This is a genomic window from Zobellia russellii (assembly GCF_018728565.1).
In the GTDB taxonomy this organism is placed as follows: Bacteria; Bacteroidota; Bacteroidia; order Flavobacteriales; family Flavobacteriaceae; genus Zobellia; species Zobellia russellii.
The window spans coordinates 1,237,188-1,250,905 of the sequence record NZ_JACSOI010000001.1; the positions used below are offsets into that span (position 1 = coordinate 1,237,188).

Here is a 13,718-nt window from a genome sequence, read left to right on the forward strand (position 1 = left end):
TGGAGAAGGGCCTAAACGGGGCGGTAAAGGAATACACGCCCAGATCTCATAGGGAAGCAGAATAGTATAAAGAAAAAAACATAAGCATATGTCAAAAGAATTGTTTGACCTGACCGGCAAAATAGCCTTGGTCACAGGAAGTACGCACGGATTGGGAATGGCTATGGCCAAAGGCCTTGGACTGTCGGGGGCGACTATTGTAGTGAATGGGAATTCTTCCCAACAGAAGATCGATGATGCGGTAGCATATTATAAAAATGCCGGTATACGGGCCTTCGGATTTAAATTTGATGTTACCGATGAGGCAGCGGTGAAAGATGCCATAGAACGCATTGGGCAAGAGGTCGGTAATATTGATATTTTGGTCAACAATGCGGGCATTATAAAAAGAACACCTTTGGAAGCAATGGAAGTGGCCGACTTCAAACAGGTCATCGATGTGGATCTTGTGAGTCCTTTTATTGTATCAAAGCATGTGGTAAAGGGAATGATTGCCCGAAAGCAGGGAAAGATCATCAATATCTGTTCTATGATGAGCGAATTGGGAAGAAACACCGTGGGTGCCTATGCGGCGGCCAAGGGAGGACTTCAAATGCTGACAAAGAATATGGCTACGGAATGGGCCAAGCACAATATACAGGTAAACGGGATAGGACCGGGTTATTTTGCAACTGCTCAGACAGCCCCTATTCGCGTAGACGGACACCCTTTCAATGATTTTATAATTAACCGAACCCCTGCGGCAAAATGGGGAAACCCCGAAGATCTTTCAGGAGCGGCTATATTTCTGGCCTCCCAGGCCAGTGATTTTGTAAATGGACACATATTATATGTAGATGGGGGTATTTTGGCTACGATAGGTAAGCCGTCTAACGAAAATTAATACAACAATGAAAACTACATTTCTAAAGAATATGCTCCAAGCCCTTTTGCTCAAATTGATATGACTTTAGTATTGTTTGTTTCCTCTTTGTAAATAAACCAAATACCCTGTCTGCACATCGTAGAAGGGTAATCTTCCGTATGGGTCTTTTTTAAGATTTTTAATAGGCAAATACCGGGATTTGATCAAGCTCTTGAGTTCCTGAATATCTTTTTTTGTTGCCGGTTTGTTTTCTGCCGAGGTAAGCATGTTTTTAGCGAGTTCTACAACTGCTACTCCGGTAGCTGCATTTCCTACTCCTGCTAGGGACATTTTTTCGCCAGTTGTTGTTTTGGGTATTTCTAATCCCTCATTATGAGGATTTATAAGTACCTGATTTTTATTTTTATCTCGTTGTTTGGATTGCCAGTTACGACTGCGGCAAGAGTTACTGCAGAATTTTTGTGCTCCTCTTCTTGTTGGTATAAATGCATCACCACAATAAGAGCAAATTTGTCTTTCTTTCATTATTATACGTAAATTAAACGTTTAATTTACGTATAATTTATTTTATACTTCTACATAAATATTGGAAATACACTATAGTGTTAAGCCAAATTCACAGTACCCACAGGACACGAGTTACAGAAAACTGTATAGGTCTCACAAGTAGGGAAGGACCGAACGCAGTCCTTCTGGAAATTACAATGGGAGCATTGATTTTCGCTAATTGGGTGACCGATTCCCTAGAAAATCCGTAGCCTTTTGAAAAAGTACGGCATAGTTTTGATCGGTGTAAAGAGCGATTGAAAAGATGGATTGCGAACCGCCGTATACGAGACCCGCTTGGTTTATCCTGAGCATGGCCGAAGGGTACGGTGGTGTGAGAGGCGCACTCTCCTTTAATTAGGGGAGCCGTCTACTCGATTGGCAACTGTATTTTATTTAATCAAAGGTTCATAATTCTCATCAATTAAGCTTGTATTTATCATTCCGTTTCCAGTATGTATTTTATCTTTAAATTCAATTCCTACTTCAAGTAACATCAATCTATAATAAAGAGCAAAATCGTCGTGGTTAAATTCCTTACTATAGATATTGTTAGTACTATTGACTGTTAGGTGATTATTGAAAAAATGAGAATGATAATATGGAATTTTAGCCTTTATTGATGCTGAATAAAAAAGATATGCTGTAATTTCAATTTGTTGAACAAAACTGAGAGGTGTATATCTTATTTGTTTAAATTTTTAAAAATGATGTTCTATTGCATTATTATCTTCAAAAAGAACAATTACAATGTACTTTCCTAATTTAATAGATAAACAAGGGAAGCTAACTCTTGTTTGATAAAAGAAACTTTCTGTTTCAGATTCAAAAAGGAATAAACTCCAAGGTTTAACATTCCAGGTAGTTTTGTATCTAATCGATTGTAAAAAAAAGTTGAAAACAAGAATAACTTTGAAATTCTTCATCTGATATTATTGAGCCTAATTCAGGTTTTTTTCGGTCATAAAGTAATGAGAGTTCTTTGTGTCTAGTAGCATATAATATTTTACCACACCAATTAAAAATAACTTGTTCGTCAATATTTGTCAATTCTTTAAAACCTTTTTTTAGTAACTTTTGAAAATCACTTTCCATAGTTGATAAGTGTTCATTGTTACATTTCGAGCAACAAGGAACTGTAAGGTTTTTGTATTGAATAGTTGTATCGTTGGTTATTGAGATAGTTTTATCCCATAAATCAAATTGTTTTTGTAACCATTTAGGAAATACGTGTTCGCGAGTTATTTTTCCTTCAATTTTGTGTCCACACAAGAAGCAATTTTCGGTTTTAAATTCCGAATTCTTAAATGGGATATAAAATTGTTTTTCCATATAGTTGCCAACGGTTGAGCTATGAACAGTACGGGAGCAAACTAGCGTTTGCTTTCCGCCACGCACATAGCGAAATCTTTTTGTTTTGATTTATTTTTTCCTGTCCAGGGCAAAATCCAAAAGATTTTGCGGTCTTTATAAAAATACGCAAATCTTTGGCAAAGCCCGAAGCCCGTATTGTTTATAGGTTTTGTTGTGTTTAGTTATTTTTTCTTTGTTGATTAAAAGTTAAACTGTATTAAGATAAAGTTGCTGTAATACTTTGAGGTCAATTTTAACCTTAAACAACCGTTCATAATCCTTTGCTTGTTGTTTTAATGCAGGCGTATTTTGAGATAAGTCCCACAAATCAATTATTCCTTGAAATCTATTTAGTGATTTTTTGTCTTTAAAAAATGAGTACGCTTTACTTGTTATTTTTCCTGCAAGACTAACATAATTAAGGTTTGATAAAAACTCCTCGGTGGTATCTTGATTATCTACAACTTTTTCTAACGCACCATCTACTCCAGAAGCTTTCTTTATATCCCAAAAATGATGCAGAATCCTTGAACTTTTATTGTTATATTTTTTTGAAAATGAATTCCAAAAATCCTTTATTTCGTCAATAGCTTCGATTTGACTTTTGATATTATCAGCTTCCTCAATCCTTTTTTCAAGTAGTCCAAACGAATTTCTTAACTCTGTAAAATCCTCTCTTAATTGTCTTAATTTAATAGGAATATCAGACAGTTCATTGCATTGGGATAGGACTATTGAAACTAATGGAGGAATAGGTGTTTTTTTATATCCAGTATATTTAGTTAGGGTTTCAATTTTTTGATTGTGAAATTCAGATAAGATTTTGTAGGATTGATTTGAAGGCAATAGAGAAGAATTGACTTCTTTTTGAGCCTTCATTCCGCTATAGGGCATACAAGAATGACAATTTATATCTGAATTTTCATTGTAAAGTCCCTGTAGCATTTCTTTTTGAGACCTCCCTATCGCTATTATTAAATAATTAGGCTCTTTGGGTAAAATATTAAATCCGAAATTTCTCCACAAATAGGGAAACTTTTCGTCTGGTTCCAAAAAAATTATGGGTTTGAAGTATTTGTTTTTTATTTCTTCTGATGAGTTTTTTTGGAAATTATCTATATGGAATTGACTTTCATCTTTACCCTCAATAAATGGTTCGCAAAAAAGGCACTTGCCATAAAATGGACCTAACCAGTCTCTAAAGATTATCTTGTCTCCTTTGTTAAAGAGTATATTATAAATAGGTCTACCATTTTTGAAAGTGTTTTTATTAGTATTTGTAAAATGATACCATTCGAGTACAGAAAAATGAAAGGTTTCATTTAGTACATAACTTTCTATGAAACTATTTAGAGAGAAAAGAAATTCCTGCTTGGGTTTACCGTATCCACCAATTACATAGTCAAGTTCATCAATTAAACTAAAATTGAGGTAAGCTACATTATAGGGTTTTTCTATTTCCAACATATTTTGGTCTTCATTCCAGCTCTTTTCAAATTAAATAAGAGGCTTTTATAATTAAACACAACAATTGCATAAAGCAACTAGTTGCTATACATCTCTTTTAACGGTAATTTACTCAAATCTTGGATATTGCCAATGTATGTAGAAAAATAAGTAATTATTATACGTATAATATACATTTACAAACGTTTAACGGTAAGTGCATTCGTCCAAGGATAATGTGTTTAATAATTTATATCTATGTGGTGCAACAATTGGTCGGTAATAGGGTGTTGCAAGTAGGGTGCAATATCTGGGGTACACACTAAAAGGACACCCCACTTATAATTAATTGTCCTTTTTCAACTGTTTTGAAAAGACCGTGTCTATCAAAAAGTTAGTGGCTTCGGCATCCGATAACAATGGTGCTTTTTTCTTCTTTTGTATCGGCTGTGTTACAGCCAGGTTTGTGGCGCTGGGTATTGAACCGGAATCATCTTCTTCAAAATTGAATTGTTCGTTAAGGGTCAGTAGAATTCTTAACGAGGCTTCAAACTTCAGTACTTCGTCCAGAACGGGAAGTTTGGCAATAAGCCGTTCATCAAAATAGGCTGCATCGCCAATAAGGAAGTGGGTGAGTGGCATCGGGTTTTGAGCGGCAAGGTTTTCTTGCAATGCTTTTTGTCTCATATTAAAAAGCTCCAACTTCTTTGCTCTTTTTATGAGTCGATGTCCAGCTGCGGATTTACGAACACTTAATATATCAAATTCATCCTTTATCGTAAGTAGGGCAATCTCTTTGTAATAATTAAGAGCAATCTTTCTCGTTTCAATTTCATCCAGCCCTAGTATATCCTCTTCATAGGCATGGAAAAACCCTATCAATGAATTATCGATTATATCCTCATAGACCTCTAGGATAAAGTCATAAAATTCCTTGGTCATTTCTGCATTGGGTACATACACCGGCTGGCTATTATCTTTTGAGATAGCATTGGGGCTCCCGTCAAGGGAGAGCCTAATAGCTTGCACTTCCTGAAAAAGTCCATTGGAGAGGTGAATCCCTTTTAGTTCATTCAGGGAAACTGAATTCAAATCCAAATTTTTCAATAGTCCGTAGTAGGTCATTTGGTAATATTGTTGTCACTAGGGTTAAAAAGCTTTGAATAATCTTCCGGTAACGAGGCGTCAATGTCCCTTAGATATTTTTCAAGGGCCAAGGGGCTGGTGTGTCCTGTAATGAGCATCAACTTGCTCTTTACCTCTTCCGGTGTGGCGTTCTTTTCCAGTTCCCTATATAATTTGGTAATGAATGTATGCCTGTAACTATAGAGCCCGTAATCCTTGCCAAGTTTAAAATGGTCCTTTACCTCTTTGAACCGCTTGGAAAAATAATCCCGTTTGTTCGTTTCCGCAATGTCCCATTCACCACCAATTCCGTCAGGGGTAAAGAACGAATGTGTTTTTATCATTTGTGACGTATCGGGCAATAGGTCTGCCATGATTTCCGGGATAATCTTGATTTTTACCGCTTTGTTCTTGGCCCTAACATAGAGTTTTCGGTCCTGTATATCCACATCTCCGATTTTCAAACGGCATATTTCAATAGGACGTAAAAGGTTATAACTAATGAACTGAACAAAGAGGCGCAACAACGGGTCGTTGGTCTTTAGGTACGCATCTATTTCTTTTAATTGCTGAGGGGTGTAGGTCTTGTTGCGCTCGGGTACGGCCCTTAGTACTTTAATTTTAAGGATGAAGTTTTCGGCTATTAGTTCGTTATCCTCCAACGTGGTGAAAAACGAGCTTAAAGCGGTTCGGGTATTGTTCCGGTTTCTGGGGCTCGTCCTCTGCAGTACCGAGTTTAAATGTTGTATTACAATCTTGCGGTCTATCTTTTTAATGTCGGAAACATCAATATTGTTCTCTTCCAGCCATCTCTGGAATTTGGTGATCCGGCTTTTATACTTGGGATAGGAGTTCTCGTTTAGGGTACTCTTCTTAATTTTCAATGCGAGTTCAAAAGCTTCTGCCACTGATACTTTTTCTTGGGCTTCTTCCGCTTCTTCTTGAATTAATGATTTGTCATCGTTTAATGAGGGTGCAGGAGTAGAAAGGGGAGTGGTCGCCTGTTGGATGACTAATGGTGGTTCATTACGCTGTTGGGGCCGGGGAGTTGTTCCAGCGGTTTCCTCTTTGCTTGGCTGCCCACGGAATTTGGCCACTAGCTCCGAATTGTCTTCGTAAGGGTTGAAACCGGCTTCGAGCAATACAAGTAGGTTGCGCTGTAATACCCTTAAAAACCGCAATCGGTCGGTTTTGGTTTTATGCCTATTGGCACCCCCTTTTATAAAAGGCTGTCTTTTTAATTTACCTGTCTTAGGGTCTCGGAACGAAAAATAAACGAACCAAGGTTTTTTTAGGGCCGCCTCCCGTTCAGTTTTGGTTAGGCTTGACCACTTGGAAACATCGACACCTCCGGTATGGATTTTAGGTTCGACATAGTTCATTTTCATGGGGAAAGTGTTTACGCTTTTGTTTACGGAGCGTAATAATAAGGAAATACAAGGCAAAAAAAAACGGATTGTAGCTCACAATCCGTTTGTTTACAGTATTTACACTTAGTAGCGGGGACTGGACTCGAACCAGCGACCTTCGGGTTATGAGCTCCTCGTATGGAAAATTCCCAACGGTTTTATTGGGCTCAACCGCTATTAAATTATAAAATCGTATGCAAAAACGTATGCAGTTTTAGTTTTCTGATTATTAATAAATTCTTATTGCAATTTAGGTAAAAAAGAAATTGGTGTTCAGATTATTTTAATTCTTTTAAATTCAATTTTCATTTCAGTTTTAGATTTAGAAATAGTTCATTTGTCTAAAATTAGCACATCGTTTAGTATGAGCTCTAAAATTTAGAGTGACCGATTTGTATTTTTCTCTTAAAGAAATTATTAAAATGTGTGACCTCCCTAAGATTTAGTTTTATCGATACTTTTGCACCCTTGCATCTTCGATTACCCCGTTCCAATTCAACCCAAAAGCGAAATCGTAAGCATTTCCGTCAGCATCGGTATAGGGTTGCATATCCCTCGGTACATCTTCAAACTGAGCTTCTACAGTAAGCATATCAGCAGGCATTTGAAAAGGTAATAAAGCAGAAGGTTCTGCAGCACCCGTAATGATTTCCATTAAGGCTTGATCTTGTACACCCATATGAACCAATACAGCAGAAGCACTACCTTCTATCTCTGAAAATACCATTGGTTTTGCTACTTTCACAGATACAATTACAGGTTTGTCTCCCATTTTTGCTTTTGTATCGTTTACCAATTGCATATCGGTCGTATTAATGGTCTCTACTGATTTTCCTTTATAACTTCTATTGGTAAAGTCTTCTAAAGGACTACCTCCTGCCAAACTTACTTCCCTTGCCGTATCAGCTGTATACGGGCTATACTGTAAATTAATAGGAATGTACCCGTTACCGCCTTTTTCTAGGTCTGCGTCATCATAACCAACCCCGCCATCAGGACTTGTAATGCCTACAAGGGCAAAATCTGCTTTTTCCGGAGTGTTTACGATATCGAAATACTTTGCCACTACCTCCATATTAAATGCGTCTATGGTTTTTGGCTCTGTGGTCACACCCCACCAATTTGTAGTTGGCGCAACGTATCGCTGAGGAACATAAACTTTTTTCTTTGTTTTTATCGGTAAGCTCTTGTTACTATTCTTGAGCATAACGATAGATTTTAATTGTGCATCAAAACCAGCTGTCATGAACTCGCTATTGCCTACAATTGTTTTTGTTTCTTCAACATCCAAATAGGGGTTCTCAAAAAGTCCTACTCTAAAAATATTGGTTAACAAACGAACAGCTGATTCCTCAAAACGAGCACGCATGGCATCTTCGCCCAATTCGGCAACCCCGATTTTATAGGCTTCCAAAACTGGAGCCATATCATTATTCCCTCCAAATTGGTCCATACCAGCATCTATAGCTTTATAATGACGTTCCGCAACTGAAAGGCCTTCAACACCAAAAGGTTTACCTTCAAATTTAGATACAGAGGTGATATCTCTTGTAATACCCCAATCTGTGCACAATACGCCTTCATAACCATATTCCCCTCGTAAGACATCGGTAATTAGATATTTATTATATCCATTAGCTACGTTTTCTCCTTCTCCTGTTGAAATGGTGTAATACGGCATTACAGCGGAAGCCATTTTTGTGAGGCCGTCCAATTTAAAAGCACCTTCAGTAAATGGTTTCATATGGTCTTTAATATTTTTCCCAGGATATACGGCGTAAGCACCGTAGCCAAAATGACCGTCTCGGCCACCTTCTTCGGGGCCACCACCTGGCCAATGCTTTACCATCGCGTTTACACTTTGCATACCCCAATCACCACCATCGGTAGATTGGAAGCCATCTACATAAGCTCTGGCCAAATCTGCAGCCAAGACAGGGTCTTCACCCATAGTGCCATCAAACCGGCTCCAACGTGGTTCCGTTGCCAAGTCTATTTGAGGTGATAATGCGGTGGCAATACCCAAAGCTCTATATTCTTTTGAGGCAATTTCACCGAACTGCTTCATTAATGCCGGATCAAAAGAAGCGGCAATACCTAAGGTGCCCGGCCACATAGAAATGTCTCCACCCGCACCGGCATTAAATTCAGCGTAGGAATCACTACCATGTCGTGGATCTGAACTGGTATTTACAGGAATTCCTAAATATAGCCCTTCCGCAAAAGCTTGGGCATTATTGTTCCATTGGGCCGAAACTGCAGGAGACTCTACCGAAGTAATCAATACGTGACGTAGATGGTCATCGGTCAAAAATTTCTTCTGCTCATCCGATAGGTCGCTGGCAACCGCACCACTTTCCGCAAATGATTTTCCGCCGTAAGTTGATGAGCCAAAACCACGGCTTCTTCCTGGTAAAGATTGGTGCGAGCTGTATAGCATCAGTCCTGCTATATCTTCAAGGCTCATTTGTTTTGCTAAATCTTGAGCACGTTCATTTACTGGTAAACGCCAATCTTCATATGCATCTAAGGTTCCATTTTTGTTAAGGTCCTTAAAAGCATAACGGTCTTGGGCAATAATCTTGACACCAGAATCTGCTGAATGACCTAAAGTTGCGCCTTCTTGATTACTAACAACTGTTATTCCGTCCTTAACTACTGAAGTATACTTTTCGCCACAACTGCTTAGTGCCATTGCACTAACAATCGCTATTGTAAATCCTAGTTTTGTTCTTTTGATTTTCATTTGTTTAGTTTCTTTTTACGATAGCGAATAATTCTTTATCCATTTGTGGCTTGACTTCACAGCTTGTGTCAAAGTGCATTGTCGCTGTATTTGAGCTATTGTAGGCGGGCCAAGCTGGCAAGTCCGTATGATTGGGATTTCCTGTTTTGGCGAAATTTATCCATGATTGGCTCATCTTAGCTGCCAGGACATGTGCTTCTTCTCCACCTCCGGTCATCTGATTTGCCAATGCTATATTATCGAACATAAATGGAAGTTCCATACAGTGTAATGCTTTGTATTTCCCATCAAAAACCGGAGACTGCCATGTAAACAAATACATATACACAGAAGCACCATCCTTAAGTGCAGACTTTGCATTTGCCTCAGCAACCGCCCCGGGCCTGAACATGGTATCAACGTCTATTAAATCTTTGGCCGCAGTGTCATTTGGATAGGCCTTTTTAACCGCTTTTATATAATCGTCCGCTTTCTCTTTGAATTGCTCTTTAATGTGCCCCATAATAACCTCGTTTGAAGCTCCAACAAATCGCATATTCATAAATGGGGCAAATTCGTTTTTGGCGGTACCTAGCAACAATGGAATGTCTTTTGACATTGCCAGTGCTTCCTCAGAGCCTAACTGATATGGTAAATCAACACCATCTCTGCTCGGCCCCCAGTTCAGGCCGAAACCAATAACCTGTTTTCCTGCAGCTTTCATTTTCTCCGCCACTATCTTCAGGGCTTTTCCGCTTGCTGCTACCAAATCCTCGAAAGGAATATTCTGGATACTGTCAATAGTAGCTGCTTCCAGTCCCAAAATGGAAATCGTTTCTTTGGCGATATCTTGGGTATCTTCTTTTTCCAACATGGCAGTTCTGAAAGAACCACTTTGATTAATTGCCTTATGAAACAAGCCTTTTGCCCGTGGCATGGCCATTAGCGTGTTCACTTTAGCACCACCACCCGATTGACCGAAAATGGTTACGTTATTTGGGTCACCACCGAAATTGGAAATATTGTCTCTTACCCATTCTAAGGATAAAGCTAAATCTAAAATACTATTGTTTGCTGAATTCTTATACTTTTCACCATAGGCGGATAAATCCAAGAAACCTAAAACGTTTAATCGATGATTGATTGAAACTACAACAACATCACCTTTTTTACTTAAGTTTTCCCCATCGTAGGACGGTAATTCGTGACTTGAACCGGTGGTAAATCCTCCACCATGAATCCAGAACATGACTGGTCTTTTTTTACCATCATTAATACTAGGAGTCCAAACATTCAAGTTCAAACAATCTTCATTAGAAAAACCCCAATCATGGTCAAAAACAAATTCAGATTCATCTCGAACTGCTGTGGTAGGAACTTCTAACGGAGCAACAGGACCATACATAGTCGAGCTTCTCACGCCTTCCCAAGCATCTGGTTTTACTGATTTTTCAAATCGTTCTGCTGTTCCGTATGGAATTCCTTTATAGGTATAGATTCCATCATGAATAAATCCACGGACTTTTCCAGAATTTGTTTGTGCAACTGCAATGTTTGCACCCGTTTGAATTTCGGATTGTGCTTGTGAAAAGGCACCAAAGAAAAACATACTTGAAACTAGTAGCCTAATGGTTATTTTTTTCATTATCAATATAATTGTTAACTGTTTGATTCTTATGATTTTTTTACCTGTTTACATTTTCGATTATAGTGGCATATCCCATGCCCACTCCTACACACATCGTGGCCAAGCCATATCTACCCCCAGAACGAACTAAATGATTCGTAGCTGCCTGAAGAATTCGTGTGCCCGACATACCCAATGGATGTCCAATAGCAATCGCTCCGCCGTTAGGGTTTATTCTTGGGTCATCATCTGCTAAACCTAACTCTCGTGTACAGGCTAGCGCTTGAGCCGAAAAAGCTTCGTTGAATTCCAGTACATCCATGTCCTTTAATTCTAAACCTGCTTTTGCCAAGACTTTTCTAGTGGCGTAGACAGGACCAATACCCATTATTTTTGGTTCTACACCCACTACAGCTGAAGCTACTATTCTAGCTTTTGGCGTGAGATTGTATTTTTTCAAGGCATCTTCTGAAACAACTAACATGGCTGCCGCACCGTCATTTAATCCTGATGCATTACCTGCGGTTACCGTTCCATCTTTTTTAAAGACGGTTCTTAAAGTGGCTAATTTTTCTACCGTTGTACTCGGTCTTATGAATTCATCTTGACTCACGATAATGGGGTCTCCTTTTCGTTGCGGAATTTCAACCGGACAAATTTCTTCCCCTAAAATTCCATTTTGTTGTGCTTTAGTGGCTTTCATTTGAGAATTATACGCGAATAAATCTTGGTCTTCCCTGCTTATGCTAAACATCTCGGCTAGATTCTCTGCGGTAATTCCCATGGCATCCGTACCATACATTTCGTGTAACTTTTTATTCACAAAACGCCATCCAAAGCTAGAGTCTTCCATTTTGGAATCGTTGCCAAACGCTATAGCTGACTTTGAAATCACCAAAGGTCCTCTAGACATGTGTTCCATTCCTCCGGCAATAAATACATCGCCATCACCAGCTTTAATAGCACGATTTGCTTGCACCACGGCAGACATACCTGACGAGCATAATCTATTGATCGTTTCACCTGGAACGGTATAGGGTAATCCTGCCAAGAGTAGCGCCATACGCGCCACATTTCTATTGTCTTCCCCGGCTTGATTATGGCATCCTAGTATAACATCATCAATCGCATCTTTGGGTAGATTCGGATATTTTTCGAGTAAGGCCTTGATGGGAATTGCCGCCAAATCATCTGCTCTCACTTGTGCCAAAGCACCTCTAAAACTTCCTATTGGGGTTCTTATCGCGTCAACTATATATGCTTCTTTCATTTTTCTACTGTAACTGTTCTACAAATTTGGCTTCGGTTTTTTCACGTACTTCTTCCAAGGTGCTACCTGGTAAAATCTCTATAAGGGTCAACTGCCCGTCAATAAATTTGAACACGGCCAATTCCGTAATCAACATATCTACACAGCTAAAATCCGTAATGGGTAACGTGCAATTTTCAACTACTTTTGAACCGCCGTCTCTATCCGTATGGCGTAATGTAATAATTAATTTTTTGGCGCCCGATGCTAAATCCATCGCACCGCCTACACCTAATAAAGGTTTTCCAGGTACGGACCAGTTGGCCAGATTTCCTTGCGCATCTACTTCCAATCCGCCCATAATGGCTACATCAATATGCCCGCCACGAATCATGGCAAAACTATCGGCACTATCAAAATAACTGCTTCCAGGCAACGCCGTAACGGGTACTTTACCCGCATTTACAGGATAGTACATTGCGCCGCCACCATCTTTTGGTTCGGGGCCTACACCTAGCATTCCGTTTTCGGTATGTAGAATGATGCCGTCTTCTGGTTTTATCAAATCGGCTACTAAAGTTGGGATGCCAATTCCAAGATTCACCACATCGCCTTTTTCTAATTCCGCAAACGCACGTTTGGCCATATTCATCCGTTTTTCATCAATTACTTTTGACGAACCTACCGATGCTGATGAACCCAAATCTTCTTCTGTTAGTTTTCGCTCCACCAAATAGTCCACAAAACAACCTGGAGTATGAATCTCATTAGGGTCAATTTCCCCATTAGGAACAATTTCTTGCACTTCGGCAATTACAATATCAGCAGCTGTTGCCATTGCTCTATTGAAATTTTGTTCCGTCATGCGGTATTGCAGATTTCCTGCCGTATCTGCTTTCCAAGCTCTTATGATGGCTACATTTCCTCGAATACCTTCTATAAAAACTTGCTCTTTTCCATTAAGCATTTTGGTTTCCCGTCCTTCAGCAATCAAGGTTCCTGCTGATGTGGGCGTATAAAATCCGCCAATACCTGCACCACCTGCCCGTATGGCTTCTGCCAAAGTTCCTTGAGGCAATAATTCATATTCCACACGACCTTCTTGTGCCGCTAAAACGGCTTCTCTATTCGAAGTAAAAAAAGAGCCGATCATTTTCTTTAATTGTCCATTGTTCAACAAGCGACCACCGCCCATATTGGGCTCTCCAACATTGTTGGCGATAAAGGTTAAATCTTTGGTTTTGGTCTTTGCCAATTCATGAATGATATTCACGGGATTACCCGTCATACCAAAGCCACCCCCTAAAATGATGTCGCCATCTTTTACTAAACTTGCTGCTTTTTCAGCACTTATTATTGGAACTGTTTTCATT

General features: G+C 39.2%; 11 protein-coding genes. 1 reads left to right on the forward strand and 10 read right to left on the reverse strand.

Annotation, left to right across the window (positions count from 1 at the left end):
* Positions 1–88: 88 nt before the first annotated feature.
* Positions 89–883 carry a gluconate 5-dehydrogenase gene (locus H9565_RS05020; RefSeq protein WP_215438089.1) on the forward strand — a complete coding sequence of 265 codons (795 nt, stop codon included), beginning with the start codon at positions 89–91 and terminating at the stop codon, positions 881–883.
* A gap of 66 nt (positions 884–949) precedes the next feature.
* Here the strand turns inward: H9565_RS05020 and H9565_RS05025 are convergent, their stop codons facing one another.
* The 10 genes from H9565_RS05025 to H9565_RS05070 all read right to left on the reverse strand — a co-directional run bounded on the left by H9565_RS05025 (position 950) and on the right by H9565_RS05070 (position 13,717).
* Positions 950–1,390: a hypothetical protein gene (locus H9565_RS05025; RefSeq protein WP_215438090.1), complete on the reverse strand. Its 441-nt coding sequence runs from the start codon at positions 1,388–1,390 to the stop codon at positions 950–952.
* Positions 1,391–1,588: 198 nt separating this feature from the next.
* The gene (locus tag H9565_RS05030) at positions 1,589–1,726 is read right to left on the reverse strand and encodes a hypothetical protein (protein WP_215438091.1); all 138 of its coding nucleotides are present in this window, start codon (positions 1,724–1,726) and stop codon (positions 1,589–1,591) included.
* 558 nt (positions 1,727–2,284) lie between these two features.
* A complete protein-coding gene (locus tag H9565_RS05035) occupies positions 2,285–2,809 on the reverse strand; it encodes a hypothetical protein (RefSeq protein ID WP_215438092.1) in 525 nt (174 codons plus the stop codon).
* A gap of 162 nt (positions 2,810–2,971) precedes the next feature.
* Positions 2,972–4,231 (reverse strand): hypothetical protein, encoded by a 1,260-nt coding sequence (locus H9565_RS05040; RefSeq protein WP_215438093.1) that lies wholly within the window; start codon positions 4,229–4,231, stop codon positions 2,972–2,974.
* A 324-nt stretch (positions 4,232–4,555) separates the two neighbouring features.
* On the reverse strand, positions 4,556–5,335 hold the full coding sequence (locus H9565_RS05045) for a hypothetical protein (RefSeq protein WP_215438094.1): 780 nt from the start codon (positions 5,333–5,335) through the stop codon (positions 4,556–4,558).
* Positions 5,332–6,723, reverse strand: coding sequence for a tyrosine-type recombinase/integrase (locus H9565_RS05050; protein WP_246560299.1), 1,392 nt, complete (start codon positions 6,721–6,723; stop codon positions 5,332–5,334). Before H9565_RS05050 ends, H9565_RS05045 begins: the two co-directional genes overlap by 4 nt.
* Before the next feature lie 469 nt (positions 6,724–7,192).
* Positions 7,193–9,490, reverse strand: coding sequence for a glycoside hydrolase family 3 protein (locus H9565_RS05055; protein ID WP_215438096.1), 2,298 nt, complete (start codon positions 9,488–9,490; stop codon positions 7,193–7,195).
* A 4-nt stretch (positions 9,491–9,494) separates the two neighbouring features.
* Complete coding sequence (locus H9565_RS05060; protein ID WP_246560301.1) at positions 9,495–11,114, reverse strand: carboxylesterase/lipase family protein; 1,620 nt, start codon at positions 11,112–11,114, stop codon at positions 9,495–9,497.
* Positions 11,115–11,154: 40 nt separating this feature from the next.
* The gene (pcaF, locus tag H9565_RS05065; protein WP_215438097.1) at positions 11,155–12,366 is read right to left on the reverse strand and encodes a 3-oxoadipyl-CoA thiolase; all 1,212 of its coding nucleotides are present in this window, start codon (positions 12,364–12,366) and stop codon (positions 11,155–11,157) included.
* Between the two features lie 4 nt (positions 12,367–12,370).
* Positions 12,371–13,717, reverse strand: a complete 1,347-nt coding sequence (locus tag H9565_RS05070; protein ID WP_215438098.1) for a 3-oxoacid CoA-transferase — start codon at positions 13,715–13,717, stop codon at positions 12,371–12,373.
* Position 13,718 lies beyond the last annotated feature (1 nt).